This window comes from Nocardioides daedukensis (assembly GCF_013408415.1).
In the GTDB taxonomy this organism is placed as follows: domain Bacteria; phylum Actinomycetota; class Actinomycetes; order Propionibacteriales; family Nocardioidaceae; genus Nocardioides; species Nocardioides daedukensis.
This window is the reverse complement of sequence record NZ_JACCAA010000001.1, coordinates 1,924,881-1,942,185: the sequence shown is the minus strand read 5'-3', so window position 1 is coordinate 1,942,185 and position 17,305 is coordinate 1,924,881. Positions and strand designations below refer to the sequence as shown.

Here is a 17,305-nt window from a genome sequence, read left to right as displayed (position 1 = left end):
CCCGGCAACCCCGGACCCGCTTGATGGCCAAACCTCAACCACTTGGGAGGAACTTGTGGACAACGACGTGCTGCGTCAGGCTCCGCTCTTCAGCGCGCTCGACGACGAGGCCGCCACGGCGTTGCGGTCGTCGATGGGCGAGACCCGACTGCGCAGGGGCGAGGTCCTCTTCCACGAAGGTGACTCCGGCGACAAGCTCTACGTCGTCCTCGAGGGCAAGGTGAAGCTCGGCCGCACCTCTTCGGACGGTCGCGAGAACCTCTTGGCCATCCTCGGCCCCGGCGCCATGTTCGGTGAGCTCTCGCTCTTCGACCCGGGCCCGCGTTCCGCCACGGTCACCACCGTCACCGACGCCGCGTTCGCCTCGCTCTCCCACGAGGACCTGCTGCGCTGGCTGGAGGGACGTCCTGCGGTCGCGCACGGCCTGCTCTCCCAGATCGCCAGCCGCCTGCGCAAGGCCAACGACGTCAACGCCGACCTGGTCTTCTCCGACGTGCCCGGCCGTGTCGCCAAGGCGCTGCTCGAGCTGGCAGACCGCTTCGGCCGCACCGCCGACGACGGCGTACACGTCCACCACGACCTCACCCAGGAGGAGCTGGCCCAGCTGGTCGGTGCCTCCCGCGAGACGGTCAACAAGGCCCTCGCCGACTTCGCCTCGCGCGGTTGGCTCCGCCTCGAGCCGCGCTCGGTCGTGATCATGGACATCGAGCGCCTCTCGCGCCGCGCCCGCTGATCACCAACGCCACACGTCGTACGACGTAGCACGCGGCCGCCGCTCCCCTCGGGGGAACGGCGGCCGCGCTGCATTTTGCATCGACCCGGCAGTTGTTGACGGTGGGGGGCGTCAACAACTGCCGGCTCGGCGGTGAGGTGCGCTGAGCCGGGGCCTGACGTGCGTCGACCCGGCAGTTGTTGACGGTGGGGGGCGTCAACAACTGCCGGGTCGGCGGGAGGGTCAGGCGTCGGAGGAGCCGGACAGGCCCGACTGGATCATCTGCATCACCGACGAGTCGGCGAGCGTGGTGACGTCACCGATCTCGCGGTTCTCGGCCACATCGCGCAGGAGGCGGCGCATGATCTTGCCCGAGCGCGTCTTCGGCAGCTCGGGAACGATCATGATCTGCCGTGGCTTGGCGATCGCACCGATCTCCTTGGCCACGTGGTTGCGCAGCTCCTGGACCAGGTCCGAGCCCTCGCCGTTCTCGTCCGCCTCGGTGACCGCGCTCTCCCGCAGGATCACGAAGGCACACACTGCCTGCCCGGTGGTCTCGTCGGTGGCGCCGACGACGGCGGCCTCGGCGACCTTCGGGTGCGAGACCAGTGCGGACTCGATCTCGGTGGTCGAGAGCCGGTGGCCGGACACGTTCATCACGTCATCGACGCGGCCGAGCACCCAGATGTCGCCGTCCTCGTCCTTCTTGGCGCCGTCACCGGCGAAGTAGACGTCCGGCCAGCGCGACCAGTAGGTGTCCTTGAACCGCTGGTCGTCGCCCCAGATGGTGCGCAGCATCGCCGGCCACGGCTTGCGCAGGATCAGGTAGCCACCGGAACCGTTGGGCACCGACTCACCCTGGTCGTTGACCACGTCGGCCTCGATGCCGGGCAGTGCCTTCATCGCCGAGCCGGGCTTGCCGTGGGTCACGCCGGGGAGCGGCGAGATCATGATCTGCCCGGTCTCGGTCTGCCACCAGGTGTCCACCACGGGCACACCCGAATCCGGACCGTCGGCGCCACCGATGACCTCCCGGTACCACATGTAGGCCTCCGGGTTGATCGGCTCACCGACCGAGCCGAGCAGCCGGATCGAGGAGAGATCGTGCTGGTCGGGGATCTCGCGTCCCTGCTTCATGAAGGTGCGGATCGCGGTGGGGGCGGTGTAGAAGATCGTCACGCCGTACTTCTCCACGATCTCCCACCAGCGGCCCTTGCGCGGGCTGTCCGGGGTGCCCTCGTACATCACCTGCGTCGCGCCGTTGGCGAGCGGGCCGTAGACCATGTAGGAGTGGCCGGTCACCCAGCCGACGTCGGCGGTGCACCAGTAGACGTCCGTCTCGGGCTTGAGGTCGAAGACCGCCCAGTGCGTGTACGACGTACCCACCAGGTAGCCGGCCGTGGTGTGCAGGATGCCCTTGGGCTTGCCCGTCGTGCCGGAGGTGTACATGACGTAGAGCGGGTGCTCCGAGTCATGCATCTCGGCCTCGTGCTCGACGGACTGGCCGTCCACGACGTCGTGCCACCACTTGTCGACGGACTCGTTCCAGTCCACTTCCTGGCCGGTACGACGTACCACCAGGACATGCTCCACGGCAGCGTCGCCGCCCGCGAGCTTGGCGACGGCACCGTCCACGGCCGGCTTGAGCCCGGACGGGGCACCGCGACGGTAGCCACCGTCGGAGGTGACGATCACCTTGGCGCCGCAGTCCTCGACCCGGGAGGCAAGGGCGTCGGCGGAGAAGCCACCGAACACGACCGTGTGCGGGGCGCCGAGGCGGGCGCAGGCGAGCATCGTGAAGACGCACTCGGGGATCATCGGCAGATAGATCGCCACCCGGTCGCCCTTCTTCACCCCGAGGGAGATCAGCGCGTTCGTGGCCTTGTTGACCTCGTCGCGCAGGTCTGAGTAGGTGATGTCGCGGGCGTCGTCCTCGGGCTCGCCGACCCAGTGGATGGCGACCTTGTCGCCGTTGCCGGCATCGACGTGCCGGTCCACGCAGTTGACCGCGGCGTTGATAGTGCCGCCGGTGTACCACTTAGCGAAGGGCGGGTTGTCCCAGTCGAGAACCCGGTCCCACTTGGTCCCCCAGGTGAGGCGTTCGGCCTGCTCGGCCCAGAAGCCCTCGAAGTCGTTGGAGGCGCTGGCATAGGCGTCCTCCTTCACGTTCGCGGACGCAGCCAGATCGGCGGGAGGAGCAAAGCGGCGCTCCTCGTGCATCAGGTTGGAAAGGGTCTCGGACTGCTCAGTCACGGTGTCTCCTGATTCGGTTTCATTGAACGACCGGCGTCTGGCCAGCCTAGGGCCAAGAACGGGTGGGCACGAGGGTGGATGTGTCGATGGGGATGCGGTGCAAAAGGTGCATCCGCGGCGCGGCGACCCGCTTCGGTCGTTGACTTGGGGGTTGGGTTGACCGACTGTGGATAACGGGACAATTCACTACAGTCAAGGAGCTCATCATGGGAATCGGTCTAGGAATCGTGCTGCTTGCCATCGGCCTGATCCTCGGGTTGGGGGCGGTCGACCTGCCAGCGAGCGTCGACGACGTGATTGCCTCCGACACGCTGGGTTGGATCCTGGCGTTGCTGGGCGTGCTCGCCATCGTGCTCGCCCTGGTCATGAACGCGCAGCGCTCTCGCACCACGCACGTCGTGGACGACCGGCGCGAACCGCCGGTGGTCTGAACCACCGGCGGTCCGAGGAGGCGATCCGGCACGATCAGTGCTGGATCGCCTTTTCTGCGCCCGCTCCGGACAGGGCGCGCACCTCGAGCTCGGTGTAACGCTCCGCTGCGGAGTTCTCCTTCGAGGTGATCGAGCCGATGAAGCCGAGCAGGAAGCCCAGCGGGATCGACACGATGCCCGGGTTCTCCAGGGGGAACCAGGAGATGTCGATGCTGGTCGGCAGCAGCGAGAGGTTGTTGCCTTCAGCGTCGACGCCCTTGCCGGACATCACCGGCGAAAAGACCACCAGGCCCACTGCCGAGATCAGCCCGCCATAGATGCTCCACACCGCACCGCGGGTGTTGAAGCGGCGCCAGAACATGTTGTAGATGATCGCCGGCAGGTTGGCCGAGGCAGCGATGGCGAAGGCCAGGGCCACCAGGAAGGCGATGTTCAGGTTCTGGGCGGGGATGGCCAGGATGATCGCCACCAGGCCGATGCAGCCGGCCGCGATGCGAGCCACCTTCAGCTCCTCCTTCTCGGTCGCCTTCCCCTTCTTGCCCACGCTGTTGTAGAGGTCGTGGGCCACACTGGCCGACGAGGTCAGCGTCAGGCCGGCAACCACTGCCAGGATCGTGGCGAAGGCCACCGCGGCGATCAGAGCCAGCAGGATCGCGCCGCCGGTCGTGCCAGCGCCTCCTCCGACCTCTTCGGCGAGCAGCGGGGAGGCCAAGTTTCCGCTGGACTCCTTGACCTTGGCGTAGGCCTCGGTGTCGAGCATCGCCGCAGCGCCGAAGCCGAGGACCAGGGTCATCAGGTAGAACGCGCCGATCAGGCCGATCGCCCACAGCACCGACTTCCGGGCGTCGCGCGAGGTCGGCACCGTGTAGAAGCGGATCAGGATGTGCGGCAGGCCTGCGGTGCCCAGCACCAGGGCGATCCCGAGCGAGACGAAGTCCAGCTTGGAGGTCATGTCGGTGCCATATTTCAGTCCCGGCTCGAGGAACGCATTGCCCTGGCCGGTGTTGGAGGCGGCGGTGCCGAGCAGCTCGGAGAGGTTGAACCCGAAGTGCGCGAGCACGAGCACGACGATCAGCAGGGAGCCGATCATCAGCAGCACTGCCTTGATGATCTGCACCCAGGTGGTGCCCTTCATCCCGCCGACGGTGACGTAGAAGATCATCAGGCCGCCGACGAAGAAGATGGTCAGGTTCTTGAGCCAGTCGGACTCGACGCCCAGCAGCAGGGTGACCAGGGCGCCGGCGCCGACCATCTGCGCGAGCAGGTAGAAGATCGACACGACCACGGTCGAGGTGGCGGCCGCGGTGCGGACCGGGCGCTGCTTCATCCGGTAGGCGAGCTGGTCGGCCATCGTGTAGCGCCCGGAGTTGCGCAGCACCTCTGCGACGAGCAGCAGCGCCACCAGCCAGGCGACGAGGAAGCCGATCGAGTAGAGGAAGCCGTCATAGCCGGAGAGCGCGATCGCGCCGGAGATGCCGAGGAACGACGCCGCCGACATGTAGTCGCCGCCGATCGCCAGACCGTTCTGGAAACCGGAGAACCCGCGTCCGCCGGCATAGAAGTCGGTGGTGCCGCTGCTGCCCCGGCTGGCGCGGAAGGTGATGTAGACGGTCAGGGCCACGACCGAGAGGAAGAGGCCCGAGGTGAGGATCTGGTCGCCATCCATGTCAGGCCTCCGTTCCGGCGGCACCGGCGGCAGGGCCGTCCATGTGCGCGTTGAAGTCGTCGTTGAGCTTGCGGGCCAGCGGGTCCAGCTTCTTGGTGCTGTAGGAGGAGTACCACCACGCCAGCAGGAAGGTGGTCAGGAACTGGAGCAGCCCGAAGACCAGCGCCACGTTGATGTTGCCGACGACCTTCTGGCCCATCAGGTCGGAGGCCCACATGGAGAGCACGACGTAGAGCAGGTACCAGACCAGGAAGGCGACGGTCGCAGGGAACACGAACCCGCGATAGGCGCGGCGCAGCTCGGTGAACTCGGGTGTCGCGTGCAGCTCGTCATAGATCGGATGGTGCCGATCGGCTTGGTCATGTGCATTCGGGGGCACGGCGGGGTCCCTTCTCGAAGTTGTGATCACCATCACGCTAGAAGCGTCACGGGTCGCTCCATCAGGAGTGCGCGGGGCCTGCGCGCCGAATGGCGCTCGCGAATCGGTGAACGGTCGATGGGGGACGACGAACGGTTCAGCCGCGGTCGAGCGCGACCGCTTCGGGGGTGTGCAGCCTCACCATGAACCGCCGCACGTGCCCCGGGACCCGTGACGCGGTGGCCTTGGAGACGGCGTACATCGTGGTGAAGGCTAGGGGCACCGCCCACGCCGCGGGCTGGGAGAGCAGTACGTCGACCCAGCCCGAGGCCGTCCAGCTGCTGAGGGAATAGGTCACCCCGATGCCCGAGGCGATGAACCCGGTCAGCAGGCCGGCGATCGCACCGACGTCGGTCAGGCCCCGCCACCAGATGCCGAGCAGCAGCAGCGGACAGAACGTCGAGGCAGCGACGGCGAAGGCCAACCCGACCGCCTTGGCGATGCCCAGGTCGGGGGCAAGCACGGCGGCGGTGCACGGGGTGATCACCGCGATCGCCCCGGCCACCCGGAACGCGCGCACGCCGGTGATCCGGGTGCCGCGGAAGACGTCCTGGGTGACCACGCCGGCCACGGCCACCGAGAGTCCCGACGAGGTCGACAGGAACGCCGCGAAGGCACCGGCGGTGACCAGCGCCGAGAGCAGCTCGCCGCCGATCCCGGGGACTATCAGCATGGGCAGCTCGAGCACCAGCACGTCGGGGGCGGTGCCGTCGGAGTAGACCCGGCCCAGGGCGGAATAGATCGGTGGGAGCAGGTAGAACAGCCCGAGTAGCCCGAGCACCGCGACCGTCGTACGACGCGCGGCTCGCCCGTCCGGGTTGGTGTAGTAGCGGACCACCACGTGCGGCAGCCCCATCGTGCCGAGGAAGGTCGCGATGATCAGCGACCAGGTGAGATAGAGCCCCTGGCCGCCGCCCTCCCCGAGCGGCAGGGACCAGGCTGCGTCGCTCACCGAGGGGCCTGGGCGTCCGTCGTCGAGCCAGACACCGACCAGCACGATCGCGGGGACCAGCAGCGCGGTCAGCTTCAACCAGTACTGGAAGGCCTGCACGAAGGTGATCGACCGCATGCCACCGGAGAGCACGTTGACCAGGACCACGGCGGCGACCACGACCGCACCCAGCCACGACGGTGCGCCGGTGGTCGAGGAGAGCGTGATGCCCGCACCCTGGAACTGCGGCACGAGATAGAGCCACCCGATCGCCACGACCAGCAGCGAGCACAGGGACCGGACCCGGGTGGAGGCGAGGCGGGCCTCGGCGAAGTCGGGCAGCGTGTAGGCGCCGGAGCGGCGCAACGGAGCGGCGACGAAGACGAGGAGCACCAGGTAGCCCGCCGTCCAGCCGACGGGATACCAGAGCATGTCGGCCCCGAAGACCAGGACCAGGCCGGCGACGCCCAGGAACGAGGCTGCGGAGAGGTATTCACCGCCGATCGCCGACGCGTTCAAGCCCGGGCGCACCGTGCGCGAGGCAACGAAGAAGTCGCTCGTCGTCCGGGAGAACCGGAGTCCCCAGGTGCCGATCGCCAGCGTGGTCAGGGCGACCAGCACGACCGCTGTGATGCTGAGTGCCTCCGCGGTCACGGCGTCTCCGTGGGCGATGCCAGGGGTGACTCGACCGTCTCGACCAGCTCGGCAAAGTCCCGCTCGTGACGCTCGGCGAGCCGGACATGGTTCCAGCCCAGCAAGAACAGCAGCGGATAGATCAAGATCCCCAGCAACAGCAGGGCGATCGGCATCCCGAGCACGCTCACGTCCGAGAACGACGGCACCAGGTGGAAGGCCAGCGGCAGCCCCACCGCGATCAGCACCAACGGCGTCAGCGTCATCAGGGCCAGGCGCAGCTGGGTGCGCAGCAACGAGACCATCAGCACCGTGCCCAGCATCGTCTGGTCGTCGATGTCGCGGGCGCGTGCGCGGTGCCTGGTCGTACGCCGTGGGGGCCCGGTGACCCGGACCCGTTCGGGCGGGCTCGTGGTCACGGTCGGCTCCTGCCCAGCAGCTCGCGCAGCGCCGGGGTGTGCCGGCGGCTCACGCCCAGGTCCACCGACCGCTCCGGCGGACCCACCCGGACCGTGCAGCGGCCACCCTCCATCCGCACCTCGCTGATGTGGGCCAGCGCAACCAGCAGCGAGCGGTGGATCCGGACGAACCCGGCCGGCCCCCACTGCTCCTCCAGGACCGTGAGCGGAGTGCGGACCAGGTGCGAGTCACTCTCGGTGTGCAGGCGGGCATAGTCGCCCTGCGCCTCGACGTGGGTGATCGCGGACCGGTTGATGAAGCGGGTGACTCCGCCGCGCTCGACGGCGATCTGCTCGTCCTCACCGGCTTGCGGTGACGTGGTGCCGGCGACCACACGACGTACGGCTTCGGCAAGGCGTTCCTCGCGCACCGGCTTGAGCACGTAGTCGACCGCGCGCAGCTCGAAGGCGTCGACGGCGTGCTGCTCGTGCGCGGTCACGAAGACGATCGGTGGCGGGGACCGGAACCGGGAGAGCACCTGGCCCAGCTCGAGCCCGGTCAGGCCGGGCATCTGGATGTCGAGGAAGACCGCGTCGACCCGGGTGCCCTGGAGCAGGCGCAGGGCATCGGTGGCGGAGTCGACGGCGAGGATCTCGCCGATGTCGGGTTGGCGGCCGAGCAGCCAGGTGAGCTCGTCGAGCGCGGGCCGCTCGTCGTCGATGACCAGGACCTTCAACGCCATGTCCGCACTCCCATCATGTCTGCACCCCAGGGGCGAACTTCGGCACCCGGACGAAGACCTTCGTGCCGGCGCCCGGAGCAGTCTCGACCACCAGGCCGTAGTCGTCGCCGAAGGTGTCGCGCAACCGCACGTCGACGTTGCCCAGGCCGACCGAGTCGAGCTCCGCGTCACCGGCCAGGGCACGACGTACCCGCTCGGGTTCCTCGCCGGCGCCGTTGTCCTCCACGGTGATCAGGCACTCGGCGCCGGCATCGCGCGCGATGATCGTGATCTGGCCGTCGCCCTTGTCGGCAAGCCCGTGGCGTACGGCGTTCTCCACCAGCGGCTGGATGCACAGGAACGGCACCGCGACCGGGAGCACCTCGGGCGCGATCCGCAACGTGACCGCCAAGCGGTCGCCGAAGCGGGCCTGCTCGAGCAGGAGATAGCGCTCGACCGAGCGGAGCTCCTCGGCCAGGGTGGTGAACTCGCCGTGCCGGCGGAAGGAGTAGCGGGTGAAGTCGGCGAACTCGAGCAGCAGCTCGCGTGCCCGGTCCGGATCGGTGCGCACGAACGACGCGATGGCGCCCAGCGAGTTGTAGATGAAGTGCGGGGAGATCTGGGCCCGCAGCGCCCGCACCTCCGCCTCCATCAACCGGTTGCGCGACGCGTCCAGCTCAGCCAGCTCCAGCTGCCCGGAGACCCAGGTGGCGACCTCGTCGGCTGCCTTCACCAGCCCGGCGGTGGCGTTGGCGGTGAGCACCTGGAGCGTCCCCACGATCGTCTCCTCGACGACCAGGGGAGAGACGATCGCATATCGGATCTGACACCCGGGCTGGTCACAGGGCAGCTCGCGATGGTCGGCGACCCGGGTGCCCCCGTGCTCGAGCGCGCGGGCGATCACGTCGGGGCACTGGTGGGCGTGGTGCTCACCGGTGCCGTCCCAGGCGAGCAGGCCGACGGTGTCGGTGACGGCGAGTGCCGGAGCGCCGAGGAGGGCGCGCAGGTGGCGCACGCTGCGCTCGGCGCTGGCGGTGGTCAGGCCCTCGCGGAGGGCGGGCGAGGCCAACGACGCGGTGTGCAGGGTCCGGAAGGTGGCACGGTCAGCCTCCGTGCCGAGGTGGGTACGCCGCCATCCGAACGCCATGTTGGTCACGATAGGGGACGTTTGACCCGGTTCCGCTCGGGGCAGGACACGGTCGTGAATCGCTTCGTGAAGTTCGTGTTGATCCCGGTCGTGGCCCTGACCGTCATCGCTGCTGCGGTGATCGGTGTGATCGGGCTGACCAAGGGCGACCCCAAGGAGCCCAAGCTCGGCGCGGGGAGCGGCAAGCCCCCGACCGGTCTGACCCAGATCAAGGACGCCAGTCCCGACCTGCTCGCTCCCAAGCAGGAGCTCAAGGTCGCCGGCGAGCGCTATGTCAGTGTCTGCCGGCTGTTGCCCCGGGGGAAGATCGAGCAGATCTTCGGCAACCTGCCTCCGAGGTCACAGGTCTACGAGGAGTACTACGACGCCTCGCTGCCCGACAAGCGCAGCCGTGGCTACGGATCGGCACGCACGAGCTGCGACGCCTACGGCTCGCCCTGGTACCTCAGCATCCGGCTCGAGCAGCGGCTGGAGCCCTACGCGGACGTCCGCGAGCTCATCTCGGAGCTCCCCTACGAGACCTCCGACGTCGAGAAGATGATGACCGCCTATCGGGCCGCCGACCTGAGCGACAAGCCTGCCGCCACGGGCCTGCTCGCCGAGCTGGAGGACAACTTCGCGATCTATCAGGCCGGTGGTCGTGGTTCGACGCTGGACGACCTGAAGTCGATGGTGCTCCCGGAGTGGGAGGACTACTCCGAGGGGAGCCGGAAGTTCATCATCCTCGAGGGCAACAAGAAGGTCGTGATGAGCTACGACAACGACAACTCCGTCGATGACGCGGACTTCCTCGAGAAGGCTGCGGTGGCGATCGCGACGATCCGCACCAACCTGGCCGACCCGAACCTCAGCCAGTCCCCGGCACCGACCTATGACGAGGAGCCGAAGGTCGGCAGCACACCGATCGTCGAGCCCTGCGCCGTGCTGGACAAGGCGGCCTTCAAGGCCACCTTCGGGTTGGATCCCAATGGCGAGGTCAACCGGGACCACCTGCCGCCGCGCTACGGCGCCTACAAGGCCCAGCGGGGTGCGGCCATCGAGACTGTGCGCAACGGTTGCTCGCGGGGCTATTCGGCGAGTGCACTGAGCGACACCTACACGAAGACCAAGTTCGAGAAGAAGTATGGCGACGAGGGCACCATCCGCTTCCGCGTCACCATCAACCACGGCGAGAGCGAAGCCGAGGCCAAGAAGCACTTCAGCTACTTCACCGGAGCCGGCGCGAAGCCGCTCAAGACCAAGGCCGACCAGGCGATGCTGACCCGCGACCGCGACTACAGCAACGTCTACTTCCGCTCGGGTGCCTACGTCATCAACGTGCGCATCTCGATCGAGAGCTACTCATCCAGCTCGGGCTACAAGTCCATCCAGGTGACCGGGCCGCAATATGCCAAGGCGGTGGACCAGCTGACCGAGAACCTCAAGAAGCAGGCCTGATCGGGCTGTCCGGCTCAGCGGAAGTCGATCAGCAGCAGGTCTGAGTCGGAGCCGTCCTGCGGGGCGGCGGGTGCTGAGCCGGGTGCCGAGCCGGGCTCGTCCGATGACGACCCGCTGGGGGAGGTCTGGTCGGTCTCGCCCTCGCGGGCGGTGCCGTCGGTGGGGCGCTCGTCATAGGCATGCGGCGGAGCCCAGGCGCTCTCCACGACCGTTGCGCGATGGCAACGGCTGAGCCAGGGCAGCTGCATCCCGTCCGCGCCGCGGCCGTAGTCGGCGTACAGCTCGAGCGCAGCGTCCAGGCGCTGACGGCGGGCGCTCTCGTCGAGGTGGGTCAGCTCGTGGGCCAGGACCAGGGGCAGGGTCTCGTTGTTCACCATCTGCCAGTGCCGGAACTCCGCGTCGGAGACGAAGCCGAAGAGGGGCGAGGAGATGATCCGCTCCGCCGACTCCTCACCGCGTGCCGCCAACCTGAGGACGTCATCGAGCTTGCGTGCCCACGGGATCCGTCGGTCCCGCTGGTTCTGGACCAGTGCCAGCTGGCCGCCCGGGCGCAACACCCTGGCAACGTCCTCGAGGTCGCGGGGAACGGTCCGAATGGCCACCACCGCGTCCACGGACCGGTCCGTGAAGGGAAGCGCCTGGCCCCGAGTCGAGCCCTCGACGTCGGTCACGTCGTGGCCCAGGGCGGCGCAGGCCTCGGCGACGCCGGCGTCGCCGAGCACGGCCACGGTGCGCGGCGACGTGCCGAGGAGCCAGGTGACGGCATCCTCGGGGAACGCATTGCGGTGCGGCTGCTGGTCCATTGGATCGAGGCTACCTGCTCCGGCTGAGGGTTCCGCGGCACAGGGCATGTCCTAACGTTGCCTCCATGAGCAGTGTCACCAACGATCCCCTTGGCTCCCTCACCTCGCTCGAGGGCGTGCCGTCCGGGTTCGCGGCGACCCGCGACGGCGTCGATGCGCTTCTGCGCGACCGGGGGTTGCGCAAGACCCCGCCCCAGCTGACCACCGAGTCACTGCTGAGGGGCGCCTGCGCCAGTGCCGTGCTCGAGGGTTCGGGCTCACCCATCGAAGAGGTCCGTGCGGGAAGTGGGGACGAGACTGTCCAGGCCGCGGTCCGGGTCTCGACCGAGGTGCTCTCCCTGGTGCCGCTGCTGGCCCGGTCGCCGCTGCAGGCGTTCGCGAGGCTGCACGCCCTTGCCGGTAAGGGGAGTGTCTCCGACGACCAGCTCGGCCGACCTCGCGACGGTGAGGCCGCCGAGCGCCTCCGCGCGCTGTCGACGACCCTGCTCGCGCCCACCGCTGCGCCGGCCATGCTGGTGGCGGCGATCGTGCACGCCGACCTGATCACGGCGGCACCGTTCGCCTCCCACAACGGGATCGTGGCGCGGGCCGCCGAACGACTCGTGCTGGTCGCCCGGGGCGTGGACGAGAAGTCCCTGTTGGTCCCGGAGGCCGGCCACCTGGAGCTGCGTGCGGAATACGAGTCGAACCTGCGCGCCTATGCCCACGCCGGCGGCAGCAACGGCGTACATGCCTGGCTGCTGTATGCGACCGAGGCCTATGCGGTGGCAGCCGAGAAGAGCCCGGTCAGGGACTGAAGGACAAATGCGAGCGGCACCCGCTTCGCAAGGATTCGGGTGCCGCCGCTGACACATGAAGACCGGATAACAAGCGTGCGTTGTCTAACTGCTGCCCCGGGAGTATCCCGAATCGGCACGCGCCCTGAAGAAGGGTAGATCGCCGCGTGGGTACCGGATCCATGTGCAAACTCTGGAGTTGTTGAGTCCATGTCTACGCCGCTTCCGCGGCCACTTCAAGGGTTGACTTCCAACACCTTTGGTGCAGGCGCCCAGGGCCCGCTCAGGCCGTCTGGTTGCGCTTGCGGGCATTGATCGCGATCGCTCCACCGATCGCCACGAGACCGCCCACGGCCAGTGCCGCGAGCGTCGGGCTGGCCGGTGGGAACCTCATCCGGCTCCCCAGAGCGACCGGCTTGGTGAAGACCAGTATCGGCCACTCGTTCTCGACCGCAAGCTTGCGCAGGTCCTTGTCGGGATTGACCGCGAAGGGGTGCCCCACGGCGCCGAGCATCGGGGCATCGGTGATCGAGTCGCTGTAGGCATAGCAGTGAGCGAGGTCGTAGCCCTCGGACTGTGCGAGCCCGCGGATCGCCTCGGCCTTGGTCTCGGCATAGGCGTAGTAGTCGATCTCGCCGGTGTACTTGCCGTCCGCGATCTCCAGGCGGGTGGCGATCACCCGGTCCGCGCCGAGCATCTCCCCGATCGGCCCGACCACCTCGGAGCCCGAGGTGGACACGATGATCACCTCGCGCCCGGCCAGGCGGTGCTCCTCGATCAGGCTGACCGCTTCGTCATAGACGAGCGGATCGACGACGTTGTGGAGGGTCTCGGCGACGATGTCCTGCACCGTGGCCACGTCCCAGCCCTCCACAAGCTGCGACATGAAGTGACGGATCTTCTCCATCTGGTCGTGGTCGGCGCCGCCGACCAGATAGACGAACTGCGCGTACGCCGTGCGCAGGGCCGCGCGGCGGGTGATCAGCCCACCTGCCTGGAACGGACGGGAGAAGGCGAGCGCGCTCGACTTGGCGATGATCGTCTTGTCGAGATCGAAGAAGGCCGCTTGCTTCCGGGCCGGTGCGGGCATGTGTGAAGCCTAGCCGGGCGGGTGCGCAGATCTTGGACGGTGACCTCCTCCCCGCGTCCTGGGTCGCGAGGGCCGCTTTTCGTCCACAGGTATTCGGCGCGGCGAGGTTGTCCACAGGTCGCGGAATCTTCGGGTACGACGCCGTACGTTGCGGGAACCCTTGGCTGCATGACGAATCCATTGATCATCACTCGGGACCAGACTCTCCTCGACGAGCTGGCGCGGCTGGCCGCGGCAGCCGGTGTGGCGCCGGACGTCGTCACCGAGCCGGCCCAGGCGCTCCGGTCGTGGAGCTCCGCTCCGGTCGTGCTGGTGGGCGCCGACCTGGCCGGCGAGCTGGCCGCCATCGAACCGGGACGACGACAAGGGCTGCACCTGGTCGGGTGGGGGCGGCTGCCCGACGACATCTTCCGGGTGGCGATGTCCTTGGGCATCGACAACGTCGCCGAGCTGCCGCGGTCCGACTCGTGGGTGCTCGAGGTGCTCGCCGAGTCGGACGAGCGGATCGCCGACGACGCCATCACCATCGGCGTGGTGGGCGGTTCGGGTGGCGCCGGCGCGACGACGTTCGCCTGTGCCCTGGCCCAGGTGGCGTCATGGCGGTGGCCGAGCTGCCTGATGGACGTGGACCCGATGGGGCCCGGAGCGGACGCGGTGCTCGGGCTCGAGAGGATCGACGGGATCCGGTGGGACGCCCTGCAGCAGTCGACCGGGCGACTCGGCGCACGCGCCTTCCGGGACTCGTTGCCGGCGCTGGGCGATCTGCGGGTGCTCGCCTGGGGCCCCGGGACCACCGGAGGGGCACAACCCTTCGCCGTGCGCTCGGCCCTGGCCGCCGCTGTGCGTGGGCACCGGCTCGTCGTGCTCGACTTGCCCCGCACCCCCGACGCGCTCACCGAGGAGCTGATGGCGCGCTGCCAGACCCTGGTCGTCCTCACCCGGGCCACCGTGCCGGGACTGGCGTCGTCGGCCCGGTTCGTGGCTCGCGCCCTGCAGTCCGGGCCGCTGTGGCAGGTGGTCCGCGGGTCCGGCGTGGAGGCCTCCGAGGCTGCGCGCGCGGTCGGCGCCCCGGTGCTGACGGCGATGCCGGACCAGCGCGGACTCGATGAGTCGATCGACCTGGGCAAGGGGCCACTGAAGTCGAAGCGCTGCGTGCTGGCGCGCGCCGCCCTGGACGTGTTGGCGTCCTGCGGCCCGGAGGCGGTCCGTTCGGACAGTGCAGCGGCGTGAGTGCTCCGGTGCCCCTCGCGCCCGGGTTGGTCGACGTCATTCGCGACAGGCTGGCCAGCACCGGTGAGCAGCTCACGCCGCAGCGCGTGGCCGAGGCGTTGCGGGCGTCGGGTCGACCGGTCGGGGACGAGACGGTGCTCGCGGTGCATGAGGCCCTGCGCTCGGACGTGCTCGGGGCGGGTCCGCTCGACCCCCTCCTGCGGGAGCCGGGCGTCACCGACGTGCTGGTCAACGGTCCCGACCAGGTCTGGGTCGACCGAGGGGCCGGGCTGGAACCCACCGGCGTCCGGTTCGCCGACGATGCGGCCGTACGCCGTCTCGCGCAGCGGTTGGCGGCCGGTGGTGGTCGCCGTCTCGATGACGCCACCCCCTATGTGGACGTGCGGCTCGCCGACGGCACCCGCTGCCACGCCGTGCTGTCGCCGCTGGCCAGACCCGGAACCGCGATCTCGCTTCGGGTGCCACGCCCGGCCGGCTGGTCGCTGGACGAGCTGGCCGCGCACGGGGCGGTGGGACGGCGCGGTGCCCAGCTGCTGCGCCGGATCGTCGGCAGCCGGCTCTCGTTCCTGGTCTCCGGAGGGACCGGCACCGGAAAGACCACCCTGCTGGCGGCCCTGCTCGCCGAGGTCGATCCGGCGCATCGGCTCGTGCTGGTGGAGGACTCCAGCGAGCTGCGCCCGGACCACCCGCACGTCGTGGGACTCGAGTCACGCACGGCCAACATCGAGGGCGCCGGTGAGATCCCGATGCGGACACTGGTCCGACAGGCGCTGCGGATGCGTCCCGACCGGCTGGTCGTCGGCGAGGTCCGCGGCACCGAGGTGGTCGACCTGCTGGCGGCGTTGAACACCGGCCATGAGGGCGGCTGCGGCACGATCCACGCCAACTCGGCACTCGACGTACCCGCGCGAGTGGAGGCCTTGGCGTTGCCCGCCGGACTGGCCCGCGACGCCGCCCACAGCCAGTTCGCCTCGGCCATCGATGTCGTGCTGCACCTGGCCCGCGAGGGCAGCGGTCCCCGGCGGCTGACCCAGGTCGCCGTACCGCGGCGAGGACCCGATGGCCTGGTGTCGATGGCACCTGCGGTGTCCTTCACCTCCGCCGGCGGTGTCGTCGAGGGAGTCGCGCTCGAGGATCTTGCCGAGCGGCTCGAGCGATGACCAGCGCACTCGTCGCAGCCGGTTGCCTGGTCGCCGCACTGTTCCTGGCCAGACCGGTGCCGCGCGGCGGCAGATGGCCCGGCTGGATGCTGGCACTCGTGGCCGGGCCGGCGCTGGTCGCCGTGGTCGGGGTCGGTGTGTTGGTTGGGGCCGCCCGGTTCATTGCCCCTGCAGCGGTGCTCGCGATGCTCCTGGTCGGTGGGTTGCTGCTGCGCCGACGCCACCGTGCTGGCACGGATGCAGCGCAGACCGCGACCCGGATCCAGGAGGTCTGTGAGGTGCTCGCCGCCGAGTTGGCGAGTGGGAGACCGGTCGGGCGGTGTCTCGAGGACGCGGTGGAGCTGTGGGAGCCGATGTCATCGGTCGCGATGACGCACCGACTCGGTGCCCCGGTGCCGGATGCCCTGCGTGTTCTCGCGGGGCGGCCGGGTGCCGGTGACCTGACTCTGGTGGCCGCGGCCTGGCAGGTCACCCAGCGCTCGGGCGGTGGCCTGGCCGACTCGCTCGCCGAGGTGGCCGGGACGCTTCGCGAGCGACGGGCGACCCGCAGGCTGGTCCGTTCCGAGCTCTCCTCCGCGCGGTCGACGGCGCGGCTGATCGCGGCACTGCCGGTGCTGACCCTGCTCCTGGGCTCGGGCACGGGCGGCGACCCGATCGGGTTCCTGCTCACCTCGCCGGTGGGCCTGGCGTGCCTGGCCGCTGGGGTGTTGCTGACGCTGCTCGGTCTGTGGTGGATCGAGACGATCGCCGGCTCGGTCGAGGCGGCCGCATGAGTGCCGTGCTCTGTGCCGTCCTGATCGCGCTGGCTGCGGCGGTGGTCTGGCCGGGGCGGTCGTCCCCGCCACTCGATGCGCGTGCGGCTCCGACTGCTCGGCCGGGTGAGTCGGTGCTGGTGCGGCACCGGATGGTGCTCGCCCTGGTGTCTGGGTTGGCGGGAGTCACCCTCGTCGGCGGGGTGGTCGGCTGGGTGGTGGCAGCAGCTGTCAGCGCCGGGGTCTGGACCACGATCGGCCGGATGGAGCCGGCCGGGGTCCGCGAGGACAGGGCGCAGGCCGCGCGGGAGCTGCCGCACGTCATTCAGCTGTTGGCGATGGTGCTGGCCTCGGGTGCTGCCCTTCCCGACGCCGTACGCCAGGTGACGCGGGCGCTGCCGGGCCCGGCCACTGCCGCCCTGCGCCGCAGCGAGGCGCGGCTCTCCGTCGGTGTCGCGCCCGAGCTGGTCTGGTCCGAGCTGGCCCGGCAGCCGGGCTTCGAGCGTGTCGGCAGGGCGCTCGCCCGTGCGCACGGTTCCGGGGTGCCGGTGGCAGAGGTCGTACGCCGTCTCGGGGTCGATCTGGCCCGTGAGGCGCGCGCCGACGCGGAGGATCGGGCCCGCACCGTCGGGGTCAGGGCGGCCCTGCCGCTGGGGCTGTGCTTGTTGCCGGCCTTCCTGCTCGTCGGGATCGTGCCTGTGGTGGTGGCCTCGATGCAGGCGGTGGCCTGGTGACCCGGTTTCCGT

The 17,305-nt window shown here is 69.5% G+C and carries 17 protein-coding genes; 8 read left to right on the top strand and 9 right to left on the bottom strand.

The window, feature by feature from the left end:
• Positions 1-55 precede the first annotated feature (55 nt).
• The gene (locus BJ980_RS09660; protein WP_343047765.1) at positions 56-733 is read left to right on the top strand and encodes a Crp/Fnr family transcriptional regulator; all 678 of its coding nucleotides are present in this window, start codon (positions 56-58) and stop codon (positions 731-733) included.
• Between the two features lie 222 nt (positions 734-955).
• Here BJ980_RS09660 and acs read toward each other — a convergent pair whose 3' ends face one another.
• On the bottom strand, positions 956-2,932 hold the full coding sequence (acs, locus tag BJ980_RS09655; RefSeq protein ID WP_179503845.1) for an acetate--CoA ligase: 1,977 nt from the start codon (positions 2,930-2,932) through the stop codon (positions 956-958).
• A gap of 239 nt (positions 2,933-3,171) precedes the next feature.
• Here acs and BJ980_RS09650 point away from each other — a divergent pair, with 239 nt between their 5' ends.
• On the top strand, positions 3,172-3,396 hold the full coding sequence (locus BJ980_RS09650) for a DUF6458 family protein (RefSeq protein ID WP_179502092.1): 225 nt from the start codon (positions 3,172-3,174) through the stop codon (positions 3,394-3,396).
• Between the two features lie 34 nt (positions 3,397-3,430).
• On the opposite strand, the gene BJ980_RS09645 is transcribed toward BJ980_RS09650, so the two are convergent.
• From BJ980_RS09645 to BJ980_RS09620, 6 genes are all read right to left on the bottom strand, one after another.
• Positions 3,431-5,062 (bottom strand): solute symporter family protein, encoded by a 1,632-nt coding sequence (locus BJ980_RS09645; protein ID WP_179502091.1) that lies wholly within the window; start codon positions 5,060-5,062, stop codon positions 3,431-3,433.
• A gap of 1 nt (position 5,063) precedes the next feature.
• Positions 5,064-5,441: a DUF485 domain-containing protein gene (locus tag BJ980_RS09640; protein ID WP_343047764.1), complete on the bottom strand. Its 378-nt coding sequence runs from the start codon at positions 5,439-5,441 to the stop codon at positions 5,064-5,066.
• Positions 5,442-5,577: 136 nt separating this feature from the next.
• Positions 5,578-7,065 (bottom strand): sodium:solute symporter family transporter, encoded by a 1,488-nt coding sequence (locus BJ980_RS09635; RefSeq protein ID WP_179502089.1) that lies wholly within the window; start codon positions 7,063-7,065, stop codon positions 5,578-5,580.
• Positions 7,062-7,463 carry a hypothetical protein gene (locus BJ980_RS09630; protein ID WP_179502088.1) on the bottom strand — a complete coding sequence of 134 codons (402 nt, stop codon included), beginning with the start codon at positions 7,461-7,463 and terminating at the stop codon, positions 7,062-7,064. The genes BJ980_RS09635 and BJ980_RS09630 overlap by 4 nt, the downstream gene beginning before the upstream one ends.
• Positions 7,460-8,185, bottom strand: coding sequence for a LytR/AlgR family response regulator transcription factor (locus BJ980_RS09625; protein ID WP_179502087.1), 726 nt, complete (start codon positions 8,183-8,185; stop codon positions 7,460-7,462). The genes BJ980_RS09630 and BJ980_RS09625 overlap by 4 nt, the downstream gene beginning before the upstream one ends.
• Before the next feature lie 13 nt (positions 8,186-8,198).
• A complete protein-coding gene (locus tag BJ980_RS09620) occupies positions 8,199-9,311 on the bottom strand; it encodes a sensor histidine kinase (RefSeq protein ID WP_179502086.1) in 1,113 nt (370 codons plus the stop codon).
• Between the two features lie 54 nt (positions 9,312-9,365).
• Between BJ980_RS09620 and BJ980_RS09615 the strand changes: the two genes are divergently transcribed.
• Positions 9,366-10,748 carry a hypothetical protein gene (locus BJ980_RS09615; protein WP_179502085.1) on the top strand — a complete coding sequence of 461 codons (1,383 nt, stop codon included), beginning with the start codon at positions 9,366-9,368 and terminating at the stop codon, positions 10,746-10,748.
• Positions 10,749-10,762: 14 nt separating this feature from the next.
• Here BJ980_RS09615 and BJ980_RS09610 read toward each other — a convergent pair whose 3' ends face one another.
• Entirely contained in the window at positions 10,763-11,551 is a 789-nt protein-coding gene (locus BJ980_RS09610; protein ID WP_179502084.1) for a class I SAM-dependent methyltransferase, read from the bottom strand.
• Positions 11,552-11,616: 65 nt separating this feature from the next.
• Between BJ980_RS09610 and BJ980_RS09605 the strand changes: the two genes are divergently transcribed.
• The gene (locus BJ980_RS09605; RefSeq protein WP_179502083.1) at positions 11,617-12,348 is read left to right on the top strand and encodes a Fic family protein; all 732 of its coding nucleotides are present in this window, start codon (positions 11,617-11,619) and stop codon (positions 12,346-12,348) included.
• 262 nt (positions 12,349-12,610) lie between these two features.
• On the opposite strand, the gene BJ980_RS09600 is transcribed toward BJ980_RS09605, so the two are convergent.
• Complete coding sequence (locus BJ980_RS09600) at positions 12,611-13,417, bottom strand: HAD family hydrolase (protein WP_179502082.1); 807 nt, start codon at positions 13,415-13,417, stop codon at positions 12,611-12,613.
• 168 nt (positions 13,418-13,585) lie between these two features.
• Between BJ980_RS09600 and ssd the strand changes: the two genes are divergently transcribed.
• Genes ssd through BJ980_RS09580 form a run of 4 tightly spaced genes read left to right on the top strand, consistent with a single transcriptional unit; the run spans position 13,586 to position 17,293 of the window.
• The gene (gene ssd, locus BJ980_RS09595; RefSeq protein ID WP_179502081.1) at positions 13,586-14,647 is read left to right on the top strand and encodes a septum site-determining protein Ssd; all 1,062 of its coding nucleotides are present in this window, start codon (positions 13,586-13,588) and stop codon (positions 14,645-14,647) included.
• Positions 14,644-15,807, top strand: a complete 1,164-nt coding sequence (locus BJ980_RS09590) for a TadA family conjugal transfer-associated ATPase (RefSeq protein WP_343047763.1) — start codon at positions 14,644-14,646, stop codon at positions 15,805-15,807. The genes ssd and BJ980_RS09590 overlap by 4 nt, the downstream gene beginning before the upstream one ends.
• On the top strand, positions 15,804-16,580 hold the full coding sequence (locus BJ980_RS09585) for a type II secretion system F family protein (protein ID WP_179502080.1): 777 nt from the start codon (positions 15,804-15,806) through the stop codon (positions 16,578-16,580). Before BJ980_RS09590 ends, BJ980_RS09585 begins: the two co-directional genes overlap by 4 nt.
• On the top strand, positions 16,577-17,293 hold the full coding sequence (locus tag BJ980_RS09580; protein WP_179502079.1) for a type II secretion system F family protein: 717 nt from the start codon (positions 16,577-16,579) through the stop codon (positions 17,291-17,293). The genes BJ980_RS09585 and BJ980_RS09580 overlap by 4 nt, the downstream gene beginning before the upstream one ends.
• Positions 17,294-17,305: the final 12 nt, after the last annotated feature.

What these genes read in the sequence shown, in the direction of transcription:
- BJ980_RS09650 (WP_179502092.1), top strand. Translation starts at nt 3,172, where the DNA reads ATGGGAATCGGTCTAGGAATCGTGCTGCTTGCCATCGGCCTGATCCTC.
- BJ980_RS09580 (WP_179502079.1), top strand. Translation starts at nt 16,577, where the DNA reads ATGAGTGCCGTGCTCTGTGCCGTCCTGATCGCGCTGGCTGCGGCGGTG.
- BJ980_RS09645 (WP_179502091.1), bottom strand. Translation starts at nt 5,062, where the DNA reads ATGGATGGCGACCAGATCCTCACCTCGGGCCTCTTCCTCTCGGTCGTG.
- BJ980_RS09605 (WP_179502083.1), top strand. Translation starts at nt 11,617, where the DNA reads ATGAGCAGTGTCACCAACGATCCCCTTGGCTCCCTCACCTCGCTCGAG.
- BJ980_RS09585 (WP_179502080.1), top strand. Translation starts at nt 15,804, where the DNA reads ATGACCAGCGCACTCGTCGCAGCCGGTTGCCTGGTCGCCGCACTGTTC.
- BJ980_RS09610 (WP_179502084.1), bottom strand. Translation starts at nt 11,551, where the DNA reads ATGGACCAGCAGCCGCACCGCAATGCGTTCCCCGAGGATGCCGTCACC.
- BJ980_RS09600 (WP_179502082.1), bottom strand. Translation starts at nt 13,417, where the DNA reads ATGCCCGCACCGGCCCGGAAGCAAGCGGCCTTCTTCGATCTCGACAAG.
- BJ980_RS09620 (WP_179502086.1), bottom strand. Translation starts at nt 9,311, where the DNA reads ATGGCGTTCGGATGGCGGCGTACCCACCTCGGCACGGAGGCTGACCGT.
- BJ980_RS09625 (WP_179502087.1), bottom strand. Translation starts at nt 8,185, where the DNA reads ATGGCGTTGAAGGTCCTGGTCATCGACGACGAGCGGCCCGCGCTCGAC.
- acs (WP_179503845.1), bottom strand. Translation starts at nt 2,932, where the DNA reads ATGCACGAGGAGCGCCGCTTTGCTCCTCCCGCCGATCTGGCTGCGTCC.
- ssd (WP_179502081.1), top strand. Translation starts at nt 13,586, where the DNA reads ATGACGAATCCATTGATCATCACTCGGGACCAGACTCTCCTCGACGAG.